The organism is Acidihalobacter yilgarnensis (assembly GCF_001753245.1).
Lineage (GTDB): Bacteria > Pseudomonadota > Gammaproteobacteria > DSM-5130 > Acidihalobacteraceae > Acidihalobacter > Acidihalobacter yilgarnensis.
In genome coordinates, this window is sequence record NZ_CP017415.1 from 414347 (window position 1) to 433130 (window position 18784).

At 58.3% G+C, this 18784-nt stretch carries 18 protein-coding genes; 12 read left to right on the plus strand and 6 right to left on the minus strand.

The features are described 5' to 3' along the window. Nucleotides 1-10 precede the first annotated feature (10 nt). Both BI364_RS02065 and BI364_RS02070 read right to left on the minus strand, forming a co-directional pair. The gene (locus BI364_RS02065; protein ID WP_083251099.1) at nt 11-1342 is read right to left on the minus strand and encodes an NAD(P)/FAD-dependent oxidoreductase; all 1332 of its coding nucleotides are present in this window, start codon (nt 1340-1342) and stop codon (nt 11-13) included. 669 nt (nt 1343-2011) lie between these two features. After that, nucleotides 2012-3367, minus strand: coding sequence for a dihydrolipoyl dehydrogenase family protein (locus tag BI364_RS02070; protein ID WP_070077346.1), 1356 nt, complete (start codon nt 3365-3367; stop codon nt 2012-2014). Nucleotides 3368-3848: 481 nt separating this feature from the next. Between BI364_RS02070 and BI364_RS19040 the strand changes: the two genes are divergently transcribed. Next, on the plus strand, nt 3849-4256 hold the full coding sequence (locus tag BI364_RS19040; protein WP_083251100.1) for a GFA family protein: 408 nt from the start codon (nt 3849-3851) through the stop codon (nt 4254-4256). Between the two features lie 123 nt (nt 4257-4379). Here the strand turns inward: BI364_RS19040 and sppA are convergent, their stop codons facing one another. Next, nucleotides 4380-6218 carry a signal peptide peptidase SppA gene (sppA, locus tag BI364_RS02075; protein WP_070077347.1) on the minus strand — a complete coding sequence of 613 codons (1839 nt, stop codon included), beginning with the start codon at nt 6216-6218 and terminating at the stop codon, nt 4380-4382. A 560-nt stretch (nt 6219-6778) separates the two neighbouring features. Here sppA and BI364_RS02080 point away from each other — a divergent pair. From BI364_RS02080 to BI364_RS02125, 9 genes are all read left to right on the plus strand, one after another. Next, the gene (locus BI364_RS02080) at nt 6779-7267 is read left to right on the plus strand and encodes a TspO/MBR family protein (RefSeq protein WP_070077348.1); all 489 of its coding nucleotides are present in this window, start codon (nt 6779-6781) and stop codon (nt 7265-7267) included. A gap of 659 nt (nt 7268-7926) precedes the next feature. Next, nucleotides 7927-8496, plus strand: coding sequence for a hypothetical protein (locus BI364_RS02090; protein ID WP_070077350.1), 570 nt, complete (start codon nt 7927-7929; stop codon nt 8494-8496). Nucleotides 8497-8584: 88 nt separating this feature from the next. Next, nucleotides 8585-9340, plus strand: coding sequence for a cytochrome c oxidase subunit II (locus BI364_RS02095; protein ID WP_070077351.1), 756 nt, complete (start codon nt 8585-8587; stop codon nt 9338-9340). A gap of 45 nt (nt 9341-9385) precedes the next feature. Then, nucleotides 9386-11260 (plus strand): cytochrome c oxidase subunit I, encoded by a 1875-nt coding sequence (locus BI364_RS02100; protein ID WP_083251101.1) that lies wholly within the window; start codon nt 9386-9388, stop codon nt 11258-11260. A 52-nt stretch (nt 11261-11312) separates the two neighbouring features. Continuing rightward, nucleotides 11313-11882: a hypothetical protein gene (locus BI364_RS02105; protein WP_070077352.1), complete on the plus strand. Its 570-nt coding sequence runs from the start codon at nt 11313-11315 to the stop codon at nt 11880-11882. Between the two features lie 1012 nt (nt 11883-12894). Further along, nucleotides 12895-14265: an NRAMP family divalent metal transporter gene (locus tag BI364_RS02110; RefSeq protein ID WP_070077353.1), complete on the plus strand. Its 1371-nt coding sequence runs from the start codon at nt 12895-12897 to the stop codon at nt 14263-14265. A gap of 9 nt (nt 14266-14274) precedes the next feature. Further along, on the plus strand, nt 14275-14475 hold the full coding sequence (locus tag BI364_RS02115) for a hypothetical protein (RefSeq protein WP_070077354.1): 201 nt from the start codon (nt 14275-14277) through the stop codon (nt 14473-14475). Nucleotides 14476-14594: 119 nt separating this feature from the next. Next, nucleotides 14595-14843 carry a hypothetical protein gene (locus tag BI364_RS02120; protein WP_156782589.1) on the plus strand — a complete coding sequence of 83 codons (249 nt, stop codon included), beginning with the start codon at nt 14595-14597 and terminating at the stop codon, nt 14841-14843. Between the two features lie 183 nt (nt 14844-15026). Further along, on the plus strand, nt 15027-15338 hold the full coding sequence (locus tag BI364_RS02125; RefSeq protein WP_070077356.1) for a DUF1840 domain-containing protein: 312 nt from the start codon (nt 15027-15029) through the stop codon (nt 15336-15338). A gap of 49 nt (nt 15339-15387) precedes the next feature. On the opposite strand, the gene BI364_RS17755 is transcribed toward BI364_RS02125, so the two are convergent. Next, the gene (locus BI364_RS17755; protein WP_156782590.1) at nt 15388-15528 is read right to left on the minus strand and encodes a hypothetical protein; all 141 of its coding nucleotides are present in this window, start codon (nt 15526-15528) and stop codon (nt 15388-15390) included. A 399-nt stretch (nt 15529-15927) separates the two neighbouring features. Between BI364_RS17755 and BI364_RS02130 the strand changes: the two genes are divergently transcribed. Both BI364_RS02130 and BI364_RS02135 read left to right on the plus strand, forming a co-directional pair. Continuing rightward, the gene (locus tag BI364_RS02130) at nt 15928-16920 is read left to right on the plus strand and encodes a hypothetical protein (RefSeq protein ID WP_070077357.1); all 993 of its coding nucleotides are present in this window, start codon (nt 15928-15930) and stop codon (nt 16918-16920) included. A 4-nt stretch (nt 16921-16924) separates the two neighbouring features. Further along, entirely contained in the window at nt 16925-17515 is a 591-nt protein-coding gene (locus BI364_RS02135; protein WP_070077358.1) for an RBBP9/YdeN family alpha/beta hydrolase, read from the plus strand. On the opposite strand, the gene BI364_RS02140 is transcribed toward BI364_RS02135, so the two are convergent. Then, complete coding sequence (locus tag BI364_RS02140; protein ID WP_070077359.1) at nt 17500-18291, minus strand: anti-sigma factor family protein; 792 nt, start codon at nt 18289-18291, stop codon at nt 17500-17502. The two genes, BI364_RS02135 and BI364_RS02140, sit on opposite strands and share 16 nt — an antisense overlap. Continuing rightward, nucleotides 18288-18782 (minus strand): RNA polymerase sigma factor, encoded by a 495-nt coding sequence (locus BI364_RS02145; RefSeq protein ID WP_070077360.1) that lies wholly within the window; start codon nt 18780-18782, stop codon nt 18288-18290. Before BI364_RS02145 ends, BI364_RS02140 begins: the two co-directional genes overlap by 4 nt. Between the last annotated feature and the right edge of the window lie 2 nt (nt 18783-18784).

An 18784-nucleotide genomic window follows, 5' to 3' on the forward strand; every position in this document is an offset into this window, starting at 1 on the left:
ACGCTATCGGTCAGTGCCGGGCTGAGGGTCGGTCAGGGCCGACTATAAGCCTAGCGCCCCGACCGAAGGTCAAGTAGTTGTAGAACCATTGCATTGCAACCAGAAGGCGGTTGCGGTTGCCGATCAGAAAGAAAATGTGCGTTATACCCCAGAGCCACCAAGCCAGCCGACCTTTTAGGCGCAGAGGCCCAAGATCCATGACGGCGGCATTGCGGCCGATGGTGGCGAGGCTGCCATAGTTTCGGAAGCGAAAGGGCTTTGGCAAAGCCTTGCCTGCAACGTCGGACGCGATGTGTGTGGCGACGTAGGCGCCAGCCTGCTTGGCGGCGGGCGCGATACCCGGTATTGGCTTGCCGTCCTGTACATAGGCGGCGCTATCCCCAATCACGAAGATGTTTGGATGGCCATCCACACTGAAATCGTCCTTTACCTTCACGCGGCCGGAGGGGTCGGCGGCGATATTGAGCCAGCGGGCGGCTGGGGATGCTTTGACGCCAGCTGCCCAGAAAATGTTGGCAGCCGGAATGTGCAGGTCGCCGCAAGTCACGCAGTCCTCGGTGCAGTGGGTGACGTGAGTGTCGACCTGAACCTCCACACCCATTTTTTCCAACGATCGTCTGGCGAACGCGGATAGCGAAGGTGAAAATTGGCCCAATACTGAGGGGCTACCTTCGATGAGGAGGATGCGGGCGCTACGCGGATCGATATTGCGAAAATCCGCAGTTAGGGCCTTTTTGGCGAGTTCTGCGATGGCGCCGGCCAATTCCACGCCGGTTGGACCACCGCCGATGATGACGAAAGTCATAAGTTGCCGGGTCTTATCGTCATCATGGTCGGTGGTCAGCCGGTTTTCAGCGCGTTCGAAAGCTTCCAAAACGCGTCTGCGAATCAGCGTCGCATCTTCGACGGTCTTCAGGCTCGGTGCGATCCTTTCCCACTCGTCGTGGCCAAAGTAATTATGGGTCGCGCCGGTGGCCAAGATGAGCCAGTCAAAGGGAATCTCGCGGTTGTCCTGTAGCCGCACCACAGATGACGATGCATCGACTTCGACGACCTCACCTAGCAGGACCGTGGCGTTGCGTTGATTGCGCAGAATGCTCCGCACCGGCCAGGCGATATCGGCGGGGTTGAGGCCTGCGGTCGCCACCTGATAGAGCAGCGGCTGAAACAGATGGAAATTGCGGCGGTCGATTACGGTCAGGGCTATACCTGTGGACCGCAGACCGCGTGCGGCCGCAAGACCGCCAAAGCCGGCACCAACGACCACGACACGTGGGCATCCCCCGACGTTTTGAGGGGTGTTTTCAGTCTCAGATGGTAACGCGGTGCGATTTGAATTCATGATTGCGGCCGGGTTGTGACTGCGGTGGTTGAACCCGGCATGTGTCCGGGTAGAGACAATGTTTTCTGACCATTATTGCTTATGGTCGGCAGTGCATCGGATGAGCCGCCTCGGTGATCGTGCATCGAGTATCTCCCTATGTACCTAACGGAATCTGGCGTCATCAATTTCACACAATCATGTTTTTTGTGTTATCGCGACAGACCTGAATACGCAAACCGTGATCGAACCGCGCCGTTTTCAACGAACACTGCCATGAATAGACGGCTGAGTTGATTTCAGGTGTACGGCAGGCGTGCTTTGATCGATGTTGATTCGGGTCGTGTAGAGACGTACTGACTGCAAGTGGTGTGATCCCATCCAACGATTGATTCCGAGACGCGGAACACTGCGCACACTTGACTGATGGACATTTTCAACATTGGGTCAGGATACCCCTTATAAAGAAACTACGTCCACATAATGAAGGGCTCAGTAAATGGGGATAAGTTTTATCTTTTGCCTATGCAATGCTGATAAGTAAAAGGCGATATCAGACCTTGTATTTTCGCGATTATCTGACTCAGCCCGGGAAGATATATTTCCATGTGGTAGCCTCTTCGATCCGGGACAAAATGACTTGCTGAATACGGTATTGAACAGTAGGTGCTACAGCCAAATGAAATTGGTTCAAAGCATCGAGCCAATGTCTGACGCGTAGCTAGGATAAGCAAAGATGATCCCTTTGATCTGATTTGCGGTAAGCCCGGCGCCTATCGCCATAGCAAAGAGATTAATCTGTTCCTCGGCCGCCGGTCCGATCAGGTGGGCGCCAAGGATTGCGCCCGTGTCTTGTTCGACCAGAACCTTGTAGGCGGTTTGCTTCGCGCCGACCCGTATCGAGGAATACCAGTCGGATGTCTTTTTGAAGTTTGTGTCGAATTTTAGCCCTTTCTCCTTTGCAGCCGCTTCTGAAAGACCGATGCTGGCGACGGGGGGGAGCGTAAATACAACACTTGGAATCGGCGGGTATGCAACGACGCGTTCATCTTTCCCGGCCAGAAGGTTCTTGGCTGCGATGCGCCCTTCGTAGGCCGAAACCGGGGTTAAGTTGGGCCCACTGTCCGCGCAATCACCGGCAGCGAAGATCGCGGAATTGGTGGTGCGCATCGAAGGGCTGACTTTGATGCCGTGTGGGCCGAATTCAACTCCAGCAGCCGAAAGATTCAGGCTTTCAATATCGGGCACTCTGCCGGTGGCATGAACGACCAGATCGCAAGCGACAATTTCCGGGCCGGACGGTGTTTCAAACGATACCGTGAACTCCTTGCCGTGTTTTTCGATGCCGGTAACCTTTGCCTGCACACGAAGATCAATGCCCAAATCTACGGTGGCCTCGACCAGTAAGGCCACTAGATCGGGGTCGAACGAGCCAAGCGGCCTCTTGGCCATTTCCAAAATCGCAACCTCGCTGGCCCCGGCGCGTTTGATAATATGGGAAAATTCCATTGCGATGAAGCCACCACCGACAAAGGCGACTCGGTCTGGGCGTTCCGGCAGGTCCAGAAATTCTGTGCTGCTCGTGAGAAGCTCTTCGCCTGGGATATTTAGCGTCATCGGACGGGCGCCGGTGGCGATGTGAAAATATTTTGCTCGCAGGATTTCGCCGTTCAGCTCTAGGGTGTTTGGGCCGGTGAAGCAGGCTCGGCCATGTAGCGCCTTGATGCCCACCTGGTCAAAACTTGCCTCGATGCGCGAAGGCATGACGTCGGTAAAAGTGCGCTTGAAGGCCATCATCTCGGGCCAGTTGATTGTGCCTTCCGCCTCAAGCCCTTTATCCTTCATATTACGGATACAATCGATACCTTCGGTCACACCGATCAGCATTTTCTTGGGATCGCAGCCACGAAGTGCGCAGGTGCCACCATAAGGTAGGCTGTCAATGATGGCGACGTTCCAGCCGGCCACCGCCGCCATTCTGGCGACCCCGTTTCCACCGGTTCCAGCCCCGATCACGATCAGGTCATAGATGTTGTCGTCGGTCATGTGATCTCCTTCAATATTTGAATGAACATGGAGACAATGGCCGGATTTCGACCAAAATCTTTTTTTACGATGGGTAGGACGCCAGCGCGGTCGCCAGATGATGTTGATCTCTGTATGGCAATGACTATAGTCGCGTATGTGCAAGAGCACATTGTCGAGACGGCCAGGTACCAACGATAGCGGGGAAAATCTGAAAAATGTCGTCAGAAAGAAGATGAAACAGCGCAACGCCACAAGATTTCAAATGCGGAGAGGTTGTTTTGTGGGTGTGGGTGTGGGTGAAATATTTCGTGTTGGTGCGTCTGCGGAGCAGCATCGAGTGTTTCTTGAATGGATGTCCTTGACGTGTTTAGTTATGATTTCAAGTTGCCTTATTCCCATGTCAACCAGGTAATCAGGTGGCCGGGGTCTGCAAAAGGCATGGCCTGCCGCTGAGTCCGTCGAATGTTAATGATGTGAAAATCCTGTCGAGAGGTCGCAAGTGAATTCATACAGTGGGTCATGTTTCTGTGGCGAGGTACGTTACAAAATCAACTCTGAAATACTGAATGCGGTCAATTGTCACTGCGCTTTTTGCCGATCCCATAGTGGAGCGGCGTTCTCGACATACGCGGTATTTCCGCAGGCTTCTCTTGAGATCACGAAAGGTGAAGACAAGTTGACGTGTTTTCAGGCAGACGAGGGAAGGAAATATTTTTGTGGTGTGTGCGGCACGCCTGTATTTAACTTGAATAATCGATATCCGGGAGTGTGCATAATGTATTTTGGCACCCTGGAAAATGCAAAAACGATTTCGCCAGCGATCAACGCCTGGTGCGAAAGTAAATTGGGGTGGGTGGACGCTTTATCCTCTCTCCCATCTACGGCACAGGCTGTTGGGCGGCAATAAGCACATAACACGCCGCAAGATACGGCCTAACGGCACGGGCACCTGAGCCCCATGATTCACGGCCGTCACGCCAGGCGACATTCGTGTGATTGCCTGGCTCCACTCATATGGGTTGCCACGCTTTCAACGCGGCACGACGACGGGCGCGTAGGCGAAGTAGCCGTAGGGCCGTGCGCTGCGCAGCAGCAGCATGGCGTTGCGGAGCTCGCCGGTGTGCATGCCCAGCAGGTTGGCAATGGCGAGGTTCGCAGTGAGGGGATCGCTGTTCGCCGAGGTGCCGAGGAATAGGGCGAGGTGTCCGCCGAGGTCGCCGAGCGAATCGCCCGGGTCGGGGCGCGGTAGGTAGTCGATGCGGTAGCTGCCGGGCTTGAGGTGCGCGAGTCTGGCGGCGTCCGCCAGGGCTTCGGGCATACCGCCCAGATGGTCGACGAGCTTGAGGCGTAGCGCTGCCTCGCCACTCCAGGCGCGACCCTGGGCCGCCGCGTCGACCTGCGCGAAGCTGAGCTTGCGTCCCTGAGCGACCTGATCCACGAAACGCCGATAGAGGTAGCTAACGTGGCTTTGCAAAGCCGCGCCCAGCGCCGGGTTGAGCGGCATCATCGGTGATGCGGTGCCCGCGGTCGGCGTGGTGCCGATGCCGGATACGGCGATGCCGAGTTTGCCGAACGCGCCGGAGAAATTGGGGACAAGCGCGAACACGCCGATGTCGGCCGTGATGGTGGTGCGGTGCGCGTAGAGGGTTTGCGCGGCGCTGGAGATCATGTAAGCGCCGGAGGCGGCGAGCGTGCCCATGGAGACGACGACCGGCTTGCCAGCCGCGCGCAGGCGCAGCACGGCGGCGCGGATGTCCTCGGAGGCGTCGACGCTGCCGCCGGGCGAGTCGACCTGGAGGACGACGGCGTGCACGGTGGGATCGTGCAATAGGTGGTCGAGCTGTGCGACGGTGGGGCCTGAAACCACGGCACCCGGTATCGGCGTGGCGCCGCCGACGATCATGCCGTCGATGGGCACCACGGCAATCGCAGCCGAGCCTTCGGGTGGCTTGGCGGTGGCCGCGTCGTAGGCACGGTAGTCGATTGAGTGCGGCGACCGCCCCGCAGCCGTGGCGACGGCCTTGGCAAATGTATGCCAGGTGCCGATCTGGTCGATCAGACCTTGCTCCTGAGCCAGCCGCGCGGTATCGCCGCCGGCCGTTTGCGTGAGCATGGGCAGTTGTTCGGCGTAGGCGCGTATCTGCGCCGCCTTTAGCTTGCGCCCGGCCGCGACGTTTGCCGTGTAGCTGGACCACCAGGTCTGCAGCCACGCGCTGTTTTCTTCACGCGCATCAGCAGACATGTCGCTGCGCGTGAAGGGTTCGACTGCGGATTTGTATTTGCCCTCGCGGAAGGCATACATCGCCACGCCCAGCCGATCGAGCAGGGTTTTGAAGTAGGGCTGGTAATCCGAGTAACCGTCGATCAAGACCGCGCCCAGCGGGTTGAGGTAGACGTGGTTCGCTTGCGCCGCGAGCAGGTAGTCGCCTTGCGAATAGCTGTCTGCGTAGGCGTAGATGGGTTTGCCGGCCTTGCGGAAGCGCGTTAGCGCACGCGCCACGACTTCAAGCTGAGTGAGGCTGCCGCCCTGGAACTGGCGTAGGTTGAGCGTCATCAGTTTGATGCGGGGATCGGTCGCCGCCCGGTCGATCGCGGCGGTCAGTTGGCGGATCAGCACTTCGTTGGGCGGGCGGTCGAGCAGCGCGCCGGCGGCCCGTTGCCATTTGCCCTCGCTGTAGCTGTAGACCAGATGTCCTTGCGGCGCGACGACCAGTACCGCCTGGTCCGGCACCGTGGGGTGCTGTGTGGCTTTGAACAGTGCGAGTGCGATGGCCACCAGGATGCCGAGTGTAATCAGGTTGAGCGTGATCCGGCGTAAACCGTGCAGCACTCGGTCGAGCCAACGAAGCGGTGCCATCACCTTGCTCATGCCTGTCGCTCCTGCGTATCGGGTCGGGTGTCAACTTGAAGGACTGTAATCATTATCTATTTTCAATGCTCGATGCGTGATGAGGGTATCGCTGCGGGTTGCTCAAGGCGATTCGTCGCGCAGGCCCTTGGCGGAGCCTGGTGCACGCTAGTGGCCAACCATGCCACATCAGACAGCGGAATAGGGACGAAGTTGAGGCATGGCGGGTTTTCTTCCGTACGTTACAGTCGCCATGTTTTTATCGATGACGGCGGCATGTGCGTGTCCCAGCGTTTGCGCGCTGGTTATCGCGCAGGCGCGACGGCGTTGCCCGTGATTCCGTGGTCTTGTGCAAGCGCTGGACTATGGGTCATATGAGATGGTTGCACCCCGGTTTTGGCGATGCCGTCTCCAGCGAGGCAGCCGGGATGACTGTTGGCATATTCCAAGCCAAGCAATAAGCCTCTGGCGATGTACGATCCAACACCGAAACATGAATCGCGTCTGACGCCTGATTGCGTAGCGAGTGGTCTAAATTTCAGGAATACCATTCGTTAGATTGATCAACCCAAGGCAGCCTCATGCGACCACGTTCATATACCCGTCAATTGCTCGGACTCGTCGGATGGTTTCTGTTTGTATACGCGACGGCAACCATCGGTGCGGTGGCGTCGATCCAGGCCGTCTCGTTCTATCTGCAGCTCACGCGACCTGCTTGGGCGCCGCCGGCATGGGCGTTCGGGCCGGTATGGACCGCGCTTTATGCGTTGATGGCGATGGCGGCCTGGCTGGTTTGGCGCAGTCCGGGGCGGTCACGCGGTGCGCTGACCCTGTTCGTGATTCAGCTTGCGGCCAATGCCCTCTGGTCGTGGCTGTTTTTTGTCTGGCACATCGGCGCCTATGCCTTCATCGAGGTGTTGTTGGTGGTCCTGATCGTCGCCACTCTGGCTGAATTCTGGCGGGTGAGCCGACTCGCGGCGGCGCTGTTGTTGCCTTACTTGGCCTGGGTTTTGTTCGCGGCGATGCTGACGTGGTCTGTATGGCGAAATAACCCGGGGTTTCTGGGGTGAGTGGATGCCGCAAACACGACTATGCGTTTAGCCAATATTCGGATTGGTCGACGACCATCAGGATATATCCATCGAAAATTTCAACGATGCGTCCGATGGTATGCCGTTTCCTGACGAAGGGGCATATCGATGACACAGCTTGTCTGTTCGCTTCACGTGGGCTCAGCGGCTCCATCATCGGTAGCATTTGAGGTTCTAAAGTGCTACCGACCACGCGCATGCTCGCGGCCGGGAATGCTTTGGTTTCTTCTTATTGCCATCAGCGCCTGAATACTTTGGCGTTGATGGCCGCGCCCCAGACGCTCAGGCCGAGCGTTATATTCTCCCGGTAGCTGATTACGCCTTGGGTTCGAATGCGCGGGTGTGCTTCTCGCGGTTTCAGGTGTCATGCCGCTCGCCCCTTCACTGCTTTTATTCAGAAGGTAGGCGCAATGGAACATCACATGCGGTCTCTCAGCTTAGAAGAAATTTCTGATATTCCGTGTAATTGACGTACGTCAATTGACATTGGCTTACGTTATGAGTGAATGCCCGCATATGTGATTTGTATCAGGGCATCGGGTGCTCAGGTGGATCTTTAAAACCCCATGAATTTGTTAGATAAAAACTTGTTTATCTGTGTGGGAAGGCGACGGTTCATTCATTAGGAGAACGTAATAATGGCTCAAATAAGTACACTAACGAAGGAGGTTCCAGGCAGGGGTGGTCAAGTATTGACCGCATTAATTGTCTTTGTCGTGCTGTTCGTGGCGGGTTGGTATTGGACCCAAACAACACAGCCGACGTCGTCTGGACAAGTGATGGCTGATGGCTATCACCATTACACGATTGATGAGCATAATTTCTACTACACACCTAGTCATCTCGTCTGGCACGTCGGGGAAAAAGTAGAAATCACACTGGACAACCGTAACCATGCGCGCCCCGGTCTGAATCATCAGTGGAACATGGGTCGCGGTTTGGCATCGGATGCAACGGGTTTCGTGGAACACCGCGAACCGACAGGTTGGAAGACCAATTTCTTTGCGGGCGTGACCATCAACACCAAGTCTGGTGTGGAAAAAATCCAAAAGGATTTTTCGGTCAGCCTGACGCCGGGACAACACTTCACCTTCAAGTTCATCGTGCCGAACAAGCCCGGCAAGTGGACGTATGGCTGTTTCCTCCAGAACGGTCAGCATTTCATGGATGGTATGCAGGGTGTCGTTGATGTTAAGCCCTCAATTTAGGGTGTGGCAGATAAAAATCAGTAGGAAAAATAATAACTATTAGCCGTGCGGGTGGTGTCAAGGGGGCCTTGGCCGAGGTGTATTTTTAATGAAAAGAAATCTTTGGAGAGACTTCATCAACGTCGTCATTATCTGGGCGATATTGATACCGATCGCGCAGACCTTTGTATTCTGGTCTGTCGATCATTTATGGCCGGCAGTGGCGAGTCTGCAGGGAGAGATCACCAAGGACGCGATCACCTTCATTTACCACGTGACGGTGATGGTGTTCATTCTGGTGACCGTGCCCTTCGTGTATGCCGCGATCGTGCATCGGGTGCCGCTGGACGACAAGCAGAGTGCACAGATTCACCGCCACGCGTTCGGCCCGTTCACCCTGGCCTGGTTGGGGATTTCGATCATGATCAACACGGTCGTGTTCGTGTATCCGGGCATGGTTGGTCTGGAGCAGCTGTGGAATATCGCAGCCGACGCCAAGGACCCGCTGGTCGTCGACGTGACCGGTCAGCAGTGGCAGTGGACGTTCAGCTATCCCAAGCAGGGCGTGATGAACTCGCGCGTTCTGGAGGTGCCGGTTGATCAGCCGATCAAGTTCATCGTCAAGACCGATGACGTCATGCACTCCTTCTGGGTGCCCATCTGGGGAATCAAGCAGGCACTGGTGCCTGGCGAAACCCGCTCGATCGTGATCACGCCGACCGAGGAAGTCACCACCGATCAGAACCCGTTGGCTCGCGTGCAGTGCAGCTGGGACTGCGGACTGGGCCACGCGCAGATGCGCGCCGTGGTGAAGGTGGTGTCGGACAAGGAATTCCAGGCATGGGTTGCCAACCAGAGCTTCTAAGCATCGCCCCTACGAACGACTCAGTCATGACAAGAGGACTATGAGATGTCATCGGTAATTTCATCAAGTCAGAATAGGGCCGGCAGCCCGCGAGGGATCACCTTCGCAGACTGGTGGCCGCTAGCCCGCGGAGTGCTGTGGGCCGGCATCGGCTATATGATCGGCACGCTGATCGTGGCCTTAATCGAGCATGGTTCGCTGGCTTCGCCGCGCGAACTGACGGCGGGCTACATTTTTGGCCTGATCGGCTGGTTCATGGGCGTTGGCGTGTGGGAAGGCTGGGTCAAGCCCTCCTTCGGCGGCGAGGAGACCTGGATCAACAAGGGCGTGGGGCGTTACTTCCGCTTCGGCACCGAGGCTAAGGCCACCGCGCACCGCTACACGATCTTCGCGATCGTGACCTTCTTCATCGCCGGCATGCTGGCGATGGCCATCCGTATCGACCTGCTGTCGCCGCATGGCATGTTCTTCGCGAATAAGCAGCAGTACAACGAGGCCTTCAGTATCCACGGCACGTTGATGCTACTCGCAGTGGCTGCGCTGGCCTTGATGGGAGGGGTGGGCAACTTTATATTGCCGCCGATGATCGGCGCGCGTCAGGTGGTGTATCCGAAGCTGATGGGTATCAGCTCGTGGTTCGTGCCGCCGGCGGTGGTTGCGGTTGCGATGAGCCCGATGGTGGGCGGTTACGAGAGCGGCTGGATGGGTTTCCCGCCGCTGGCACAGCTCGGCGGCACCGGCATCATCTTTTACTTCCTGGGGGGCGCTACCTTGCTGCTTTCCTCCTGGGCTGGCGCGATTAATTTCCTGGGTACATTCGTGTTCATGCGCGCCAAGGGTATGACCTTGTCTCGGGTGCCGATGTTCGTGTACGGCGTGGCGGGTGCCTCGGTTATATTGATTCTATTTGTTCCGTACACGGCTACCGCGTTTTTATTCAATTTATTCGACATGATCGTGGGGACGAAATTCTTCGCGCTCAAGGGTGGCATCACGCTGGCCTACCAGGATATGTTCTGGTGGCTGTTCCATCCCGAGGTCTACGTGTTCGTGCTGCCGGTCTGGACCTTATGGCTTGAAATGATTGTGGTGTTCACACGTCGCAGCCTGTTCGGCCGTGGCTGGGCGATCGCGGGTGTGGTGGGGGTGACGGCGATCTCGGGTGTGGTGGGCGTGCATCACTTCTTCACCCAGGTCAGCGACGTGCGTTTGCCCATCATCATGGGGTTGACCGAGATGGTGTCCGTGCCGACGGGTTTCTTCTATCTGGCGGCGATCGGCACCCTCTGGGGTGGCCGTATTCGGATGACCTCGCCGATGCTACTCATGCTGATGTCGATGGTGAACTTCCTCAACGGTGGCCTGACAGGTGTGTTCAATTCCGACGTGCCGGCGAATCTTCAGATCCACAACACTTTCTTTGTCGTGGGCCATTTCCATTACACCATTCTCGGAAGTATGTTGTTCACCTGGATCGCCGCGCTGTATTACTACTTCCCGAAGGTCACGGGGCGCATGGTGAACGAGTTCTGGGCGAAGTTTCATGGCTGGTGGTTTTTTATCTTCTTCAATCTCACCTTTTTTCCGATGTATATCGCCGGCCTCGACGGTATGAACCGCCGCGTCGCGACCTATCTGCCGTACCTGCAGTCGCTGAACGAGTGGATCTCGATCAGCTCGTTCCTGCTCGGCGCGGGCTTCCTGATTCCGTTGGTGAACCTGGTCTACAGCTACTACCGTGGCCCGATCGCCAGCGACAATCCCTGGGGTTCCAAGACCCTGGATTGGCAGATGCCGACGCCGCCGCCTTACGAGAACTTCCCGTTCGGCAAGGACCCCGTGGTGGTGGGCGATTTCTACAACTACGAGGAAAACGCACCGGATCCGGTGATCTGGGTGGAGACCAAGCAGGGCGCCTAAGGCGCCTTGCAGGTCCGCGACACGACCAAATACCTGTTGAGGAAATAAGGCAATGGAACTAGACGAAGCAAAAGCCTACGTGAACGGGATTCTCGATCCCGCCCCAGCGCGCGCCAAGCGTGGCGCGTTCGGGCTGATCCTGTTGTCGTCGACGATCTTTTTCATCCCGCTGTTTGCCGCGCGCTTTTTGTGGGCCTACGCGGACAAGCCCGCGGGCATCAACTACGTCTTTTGGACGGTACTCACCCTGATCATGATCGCAAGCCTGTTCCCGACCTCGGGTGCGGTCAAGGCGGCCTACCAGGGCGAAAATAGTGGCATCGCGCGCAATCTCTCGATTGCACTGCTGATGATCACGCTCGTGGCCATCGGGATCATTTATCAATGGTTCACCGGCACGATCCCGATCGATAGCCGTTACGGTGAGAACCTGTACACCGACACGGTCGCTTTTGTGATCATGATGTCCCTCGCGCACTTTGCCTTCATGGCTTACGTGTCGGCGAGCTCGAAGGGCAAGATCCGCGCCGCACAGGCCTGGAAAATCCATAACGCGGTGGATTTCTGGCGCCTGCTGGTCGTCATGTGGGTCCTGTTCTATGTGATTTATTTCATTGTTTGATCGTGCGATCCGGTTGCATGGAGTAAACGGGCAGTAGATTCTATCGGCTACCGGATTGCTCAGTGGCGCGATTGCATCGGAATATGCGCGTCATCCTCAATGCGCAGAAATGGGATGGGCCATTTCGGCTGAATTTCACAGCCGGAATGGCCCTTAAAGATTGGGTTCGATGGATGGTGGAATGGCTTGGCGTCCTTCGAATGACCTTGTCGCGAAAGGTCTGGGAATTTTCAATTTATACAGTGTGGCTCTAGCAGAAGAAGGCTGGGCGCTCGTCTTTGCATGTTTAATACCCATGCTCATCGTTGGACGCGACTAAATTAAATGCCAGATTGTGATGGGACGTATATTGCTTGCGTAGCACCTGCGGGCATATGCGCCGTATGTGACTATGAGCAACAGCCCTGCATCGCGGAAAAGCGCTATATATGTTGGGAGAGGTGAAATGTGTACCGAACAGCGGCAGTTCGAGCATTCATGCGTTCGCACATGGCTGATCAATCGGTTGATTGAGGTAGGGGCGTGCTCATAAAAGTCAGATAGAAATACGGTTGGTACGGTGGTAAGGCGCCATCTGTGACGATGATATGCGCGACCCATGTATGCCGCTGAAACAGAGGGTGTGGTTTGTCGAGTCTCGCCCTGCATACAGTGCGATCTAAATTTTGATGATTCCATGTTCGCAGTGCATTTATTGCGGCGAAACGCTCAATGAGCGAACAGGCACACGTCGTGCTTGACGCGCTTCTGTCGGTTGCTGTACAAACTCGCATCATTTCTCGTCAGGAGGCAGCGAGGCTTGGACAGTCACCCTAGTAGGCCCGTCAAGGGCAACTCAGGATCCCGGGCATCGGGCGGCTTGGTCAAGTAACGCTTGCACCATCGCCCGGTCCTCGGGCGATGCAGACCACTCTCCATAGATTTGTACTGGATACCGATCTTGTCACGCGCAAGACCGGCGGAAGTGGTATGTCAAAGCCGCGCTCCATATTGACTGTGTGGAGGTTGCGTAATGTCGGCTGTACCCGAAATCCCCGTGGCCTCCGATGAGGCGGATATTCTGCGAGATTTGCCCGACGATGAACGTCGTCGCATCAGAGATCGCTGGCGCATCTACCAGCTGCGTCGCGATCCTTCTTTGTGGCGACGGATGCTGCTGCTGCTGAGCCTGATCGGGCCGGGCATACTCGTGATGATCGCGGACAATGATGCCGGCGGAGTCATCACCTATGCGCAGACGGGCGCGATGTACGGCATCGGTTTTTTCATCCCGTTTCTGTTGCTGATGATCCCTGTCGCGTACATCGTGCAGGAGATGACGGTGCGCCTGGGTGCCGTAACCCACCGTGGGCACGCCGAAATGATCTGGGGGCGTTACGGCGCATTCTGGGGTGTCTTCTCGCTGCTCGACCTAGTGGTGGCCAATATTCTGACGCTGGTGACCGAGTTCATCGGCATTCGCATTGGCATGAGCGTTTTTTCAGTGCCGCCGCTCGTTTCGGTATCGCTGGCCTGGCTGTTTATGGCCGGCACCATGATTTTCCTGCAATACCGCACCTGGGAGCGTCTAGCGCTGTGGATAGCCGCCGGCAATATCGTTTTCGTGCCTCTGGCGATTGCCGCGCACCCGCACTGGGGCCAGGTGTTGGCCGCGATCGGAAATTGGCACATACCCGCGGCGGCGGCGCTGGGTGCCTTCACCTATGTGATCTTGGCCAACCTCGGCACCACGATCGCGCCATGGATGTTATTTTTTCAGCAGTCCTCGGTCGTCGACAAGGGACTGAGCGTGCACGATATCCCGAGTGGACAGGCCGATACCGCCTTTGGCAGTTTTTCGATGGGCATCATTGCTATCGCGATCGTCGTGCTCACCGGCACGCTGGTATACGGCCACGTGCATGCGACCCGCTTTGACATCCAGGCGATACTGCAGCTGCTACGGCACAGCAGTCTCGGCGGTATTGGTACCTCGCTGTTCGCGCTCGGCCTCGTTGAAGCCGGTCTGATCGCCGCCATCGCGATCACCGCAAGTACCTCCTGGGCGGTCGGCGAGGCGCTGAGATTGCCGCGTAGTTTGAATCTCAAACCGCAGCGGGCCCTGCCATTCTATCTTTCCGGCGTCCTCAGCGCGGGCATGGCCGCGATGGTCGTGTTGATACCGCACGTGCCGCTGGGGTTCCTGAACCTGACGGTACAGGTGATCGCCTCCATTTTCATGCCCGCGGCCATGCTGTTTCTGCTGATGTTGCTCAATGATCGGAAAATCATGGGCGAGCATGTCAACCGGCCCTGGCAGAATTATGCGGCCTTTGCCATCGTGGGTTTCCTGATTCTGGCCAACGGCGTATACGGATACACCGTCCTTTTCGCTGCTACATGAGAAATTTCGATGAAGCGTAAACCGATATCAAATCCGCCATCGGGAGCAGATTTCCTCGCATTCATGCAGGAGGAGGCGCGCCAGGAACCGTGTGAAATCACGCGTGCGCCGATAAAAGGCTGGATCCAATTCGCCTTTTGGGGGCTGCGAATCTATATCGTAGTCATGCTGTTGATGGTCGCCATCGGATTTGTTCGTGGCATGAATTAGCCATTTGTGCGCATCAAGGATCACTGCGGATGATAATGCGGAGTGAGGAAACAGATCGATCTCGCCACCGTCTCAAAGCCGAACGCTGGCGTCACCCGAAACACGCCGAGGTGATCGGTATGTCAAACCTGAAAATACGTGTGTTCACGGAAGATAACGCGGACCCGGATACCACGGTGACGATTCCTGGGCTGGTCCTCAAATTCGCCACGCGACTGATACCTGGGCAGGCGAAAACCGCCTTGCTTGAGAGCGGTATTGATTTGGACGAGTTGGCTCGGCTGGCGATAGATCCCGCGATTACGGGGACTTTGATCGAGATCGAGGATCATCGTAAAAACGAGAAGATCGTTATTTCCCTGGAGTAATGCACCCGTTTTGCGTTGGACATTACATGATACCGAGCGTAATCCGCGCGCCTGTGGGATATTGGTGGCGTTCGCTTCATGTTTGATGCCGATGCATGTTCGTGGTGCGAGTGACGCGTCAGTTTGGTGGGAACTTGGCTGCCTGACGAAGCGACGCCAAATCACCTAAGGGGAGGGGTACGCATGTTGGTGACTTTTACCTGTTCCGCATATGCGGACATTACGATGTTCGGTGACGTGGCTGTGCGTCTGATCAAGATGATGGGCCACAGCGGTACGATACCGAGCGCAATTGTCGCCGAAGACGTGGCGGCGGCACTGGGTCGTCTCAAGTTGGCGTTGGATGCGGTGTCGCCCGCGGAGGAGACCGCATCAACTCAAAATAACGAGGATGAGTCGGCGGTGAGCCTCCGGCATCGCGCCATGCCGCTGATCGATCTGCTGATGGCGGCGGCGGCGAAGCAGGTCAACGTGATGTGGGACAGTAACCGTTAGGCGTGCATCGCGCCTGGCGCCGGATTCGGCGCCAGGCAGACGGTATTTGTCAGTCGCCATCCCCTTCACCGTGATATATCGGCGGACCATAGTAGCCGCCGTCGGGATAATAGAAGCAGCCGCCTAGCGAGAGGCCGAAGATCAGAATGGCAAGTGCTGCGAGGATGCGTTTTACCGTGATTGCAGACATCGTGGTCTCCATTTGCAGGTGAGGCGAGCGCCTGGATCGCGCAGCGGACGTGGCACCATGCGTGGGGTATGGGCTGCGCAGATGGTCGAGCGTGTTTGTGCGGCGTCTTGAGTCGAAACGCGGCATGGCGCTTCGACCCGCAACCGGTCCAGGCGGGCCTGCGGGTTCATGCTGCTTAACACGCAAAGCGTCGGTTAAAGGTTTCCGCGCGCGATCGTCACGCGGTTGCCCGAAGCCGATGGCGCGAGGCATCGGCGAAGGCTGATTCTCAGGTCGGTTGGCAGCTAAACGCTGATTTGGCCGCGATGGTGGCCATTCCGCATGTTTGTCGCGGTCGGCTACCGCGTGTAGGGATGACGTAATTCGATGTATCCGATTTAACAACCGAAGGGGGCCTGAATGTATAGCGAGGAAGAGCTGGCATCGGCGGTGACAGCTGGAATCCTGTCGGCGGAAACGGCCACGGCATTCCGGGCGCATGTGGCGGCCGCGCGGCACACGTATACGGTCGACGAGGAGCAATTCCGACTGATCACCGGCTTCAACGATATCTTCGTGGTCATGGCCTGTGCGCTGTTGCTGATTTCCTTGACCTGGATCGGCGCCGCCTCGGCGCCCTGGTTAGGCGCACTGGCCCTGATGGTGGCGTCCTGGGGTTTGGCGGAATTCTTCGTGCGGCAACGGCGCATGGCATTGCCGGCCATTGTGTTGCTCCTGAGTTTTGTCGGTGGCGTGTATTACCTGGGGTATGCATTTTTCGGGCGGTCGTTGACGGCGTTGGCCTTCGCCAGCGCGTTGGCAGCGGTTGCGGCCCTCGCCCACTGGTTGCGCTTCAGGGTGCCGATTACCGTGGCGGCAGGCGTGGGGGCTGGGCTCGGGCTGATCATCGCCCTGTTGTTCAAGCTGGTGCCAGCGGCGATGTCGTACGCAGGCGTGATCGAATTCGCCGGCGGGGTCGCGGTGTTTGCGCTGGCGATGGCTTGGGATGCCGCCGACACCCGCCGTCAGACGCGCAAGTCCGATGTGGCGTTCTGGTTGCACCTGCTGGCGGCGCCTTTGCTGGTGCAGCCGGTATTTTCGCAGTTGAGTCGCTTCGACGGCCGAGTGGACCTGATGCACGCACTGATCGCAATCGCCGTCTATGTCCTGATCGCGCTGGTCTCGTTGGCGATCGACCGCCGGGCGCTGATGGCCTCGGCGTTGGTGTACGTGCTGGTCGCGTTCAGCGTGGTACTCAAGGAATTCGGCATGGTCAGCCTCGGCTTCGCGTTCACCGCGCTGCTGATCGGTTCCTTGCTGCTGCTACTGTCCGCCTTCTGGCACCCCTGTCGCCGTTGGCTGCTGGGCTGTTTTCCCGCCATCGCATTACACCGGCTGCCGCCGCTGCGATGAGCACATGAGGGACCACGAGCCACGCGTGCTTCTGCTGCCGGGCATCGGTGACTCGGCGGCCGGGCATTGGCAAAGCCGCTGGGAGGCTTCACGGCCGGGTTTCGTGCGCGTGCGTCAGCGCGATTGGGATGCGCCGGCCCGCGAGGACTGGTGTCAGACCCTGGAGGCGGCGCTCGCGCAGGCCGGGGAGGGCGTCGTGCTGGCGGCACACAGTCTGGGCTGTCTGCTGATCGCTCACTGGGCCATGGCAACGCGGCGGCAGGTACGCGGAGCCTTGATCGTCGCCCCGCCAGACCCGGACGGGCTGGCATTCCCCACTACCGCGACGGGTTTCGCCCCGGTGCCGCTGCGGCCGCTGCCGTTTCCGAGCATCGTCGTTGCGAGTGAGGACGATCCCTATGCCTCATTTGATTTCGCCATCGGTTGCGCGCGTGCTTGGGGCGGTCGACTGGTTTCCGTCGGTGCCCGCGGGCACATCAACGCCGACAGCGGACTCGGCGATTGGACGCAGGGACTCGATCTGCTGCGGGAACTGGGTGTCATGGACGGTGGAGACGGCAGGGGAGCCGCGCCACAGGTTCAGGGTGTGAGCTGACGATACACGCCACCCGCAATCTTGAGCAGCTGCGGCCGTTCGAGTCTCGCGGTGAGCGCATAGCCCAGATCGCGCTCGATCCAATAGAAGACCGACAGCCCGCGTTCGTTCGTATAGCGGAAAGCGGTGTCCCCGTCCTCGCCGGTCTGCACGGTAATGTAGAGCGTGAGGCGCTCGCCGGCCCGGTTGTCATACATCAGCTGAGCGGCCGGCCCAGCTTGGGCGGGTAGCAGGCGCCCGCCCATCAGCCGGTAGCCATAGCGTGTGAGACTGGGCGCGCGCAGCGTGTGCCCCAGGCGTTTCGAAAGCCAGCCGAGCAGATGCTTTTCCTGACGGGCGTCGACTTCGACCGGGTGCAGTACCTCAGGGCTATAGACCGCATAAGCGACCGCGGCCTCGCGCGCGAGCGTGGCCGGCGCGGTGATGCGTGCCGTGACGGTGTTCGCGTCGTGATGGGAAACAGTAGCGCCGAACCAGCCCGCGCCTGTGCCCAGCAGCAACCACACAGCGGCGGCGGCCGCGCGTGCCCGGACGCGTGGCAGGGCGTTTTGGCGACGCGCGACCGGGCGCCGCAGACGCTCGGGCAGGGGTTCGTTCAGCACGTCATCGTACAGCCCGTGCAGTGCCTTGCGCTGGCGCCGATAGGCCTCGACGCGGGCCCTGGCCTCTGACGTATGCGCCAGCCAGGCCTCGATTTCGGCGTGCTGTGCAGGCGTCAGCCTCTCGTCCACAAAGGCTTGCAGACGGGCCTCGTCGATATCGGTTTCGCGATTCATTTGACCCTCCTGATGCGCCGCTCGGGCTCGCCGTCGAGCAGCCGCCGCAGTCGCTCGCGACCGCGAGCCAGACGTGACATGACGGTGCCTTGCGGGATGCCGAGTACGCGCGCTGTCTCGGCATAGCTGAATTCCTCCAGACCGACCAGCAGCACGACCTCGCGAAACTCCGACGGCAGCCCGTCGATGGCCGCAAGCAGGTCGCGCGCGATCAATAGCCCTTCCTGTCTGTCGCCTTGCGGCGTGTCGCAGAGCGCGTCATCCCAGGGCAGTGTCGGGCGTTCAGCGCGACGCTGGTTGATGTAAACATTGTGCATGAGCGTAAATAGCCAGGCCCGCAAATCACTGCCTCGTCGCCATAGTGCGAGCTTGCGCATGGCGCGTTCCAGCGTGTCCTGAACGAGATCATCGGCTCGCGTGCGATCTCCCGTCAGCGCTCGCGCATAGCGGCGCAGTCGCGGGATGTGCGGTTCGATGATCGCGTAGTCCATGA

Excerpts from the sequence above, each read along its gene's own strand:
- BI364_RS02100 (WP_083251101.1), top strand. The coding sequence starts at position 9,386 with ATGTCATCGGTAATTTCATCAAGTCAGAATAGGGCCGGCAGCCCGCGA.
- BI364_RS02090 (WP_070077350.1), top strand. The coding sequence starts at position 7,927 with ATGGCTCAAATAAGTACACTAACGAAGGAGGTTCCAGGCAGGGGTGGT.
- BI364_RS02120 (WP_156782589.1), top strand. The coding sequence starts at position 14,595 with ATGTCAAACCTGAAAATACGTGTGTTCACGGAAGATAACGCGGACCCG.
- sppA (WP_070077347.1), bottom strand. The coding sequence starts at position 6,218 with ATGAGCAAGGTGATGGCACCGCTTCGTTGGCTCGACCGAGTGCTGCAC.
- BI364_RS02125 (WP_070077356.1), top strand. The coding sequence starts at position 15,027 with ATGTTGGTGACTTTTACCTGTTCCGCATATGCGGACATTACGATGTTC.
- BI364_RS02130 (WP_070077357.1), top strand. The coding sequence starts at position 15,928 with ATGTATAGCGAGGAAGAGCTGGCATCGGCGGTGACAGCTGGAATCCTG.
- BI364_RS02135 (WP_070077358.1), top strand. The coding sequence starts at position 16,925 with ATGAGGGACCACGAGCCACGCGTGCTTCTGCTGCCGGGCATCGGTGAC.
- BI364_RS02110 (WP_070077353.1), top strand. The coding sequence starts at position 12,895 with ATGTCGGCTGTACCCGAAATCCCCGTGGCCTCCGATGAGGCGGATATT.
- BI364_RS02070 (WP_070077346.1), bottom strand. The coding sequence starts at position 3,367 with ATGACCGACGACAACATCTATGACCTGATCGTGATCGGGGCTGGAACC.
- BI364_RS02080 (WP_070077348.1), top strand. The coding sequence starts at position 6,779 with ATGCGACCACGTTCATATACCCGTCAATTGCTCGGACTCGTCGGATGG.
- BI364_RS02105 (WP_070077352.1), top strand. The coding sequence starts at position 11,313 with ATGGAACTAGACGAAGCAAAAGCCTACGTGAACGGGATTCTCGATCCC.
- BI364_RS02115 (WP_070077354.1), top strand. The coding sequence starts at position 14,275 with ATGAAGCGTAAACCGATATCAAATCCGCCATCGGGAGCAGATTTCCTC.
- BI364_RS02140 (WP_070077359.1), bottom strand. The coding sequence starts at position 18,291 with ATGAATCGCGAAACCGATATCGACGAGGCCCGTCTGCAAGCCTTTGTG.
- BI364_RS02145 (WP_070077360.1), bottom strand. The coding sequence starts at position 18,782 with ATGGACTACGCGATCATCGAACCGCACATCCCGCGACTGCGCCGCTAT.
- BI364_RS02095 (WP_070077351.1), top strand. The coding sequence starts at position 8,585 with ATGAAAAGAAATCTTTGGAGAGACTTCATCAACGTCGTCATTATCTGG.
- BI364_RS02065 (WP_083251099.1), bottom strand. The coding sequence starts at position 1,342 with ATGAATTCAAATCGCACCGCGTTACCATCTGAGACTGAAAACACCCCT.
- BI364_RS17755 (WP_156782590.1), bottom strand. The coding sequence starts at position 15,528 with ATGTCTGCAATCACGGTAAAACGCATCCTCGCAGCACTTGCCATTCTG.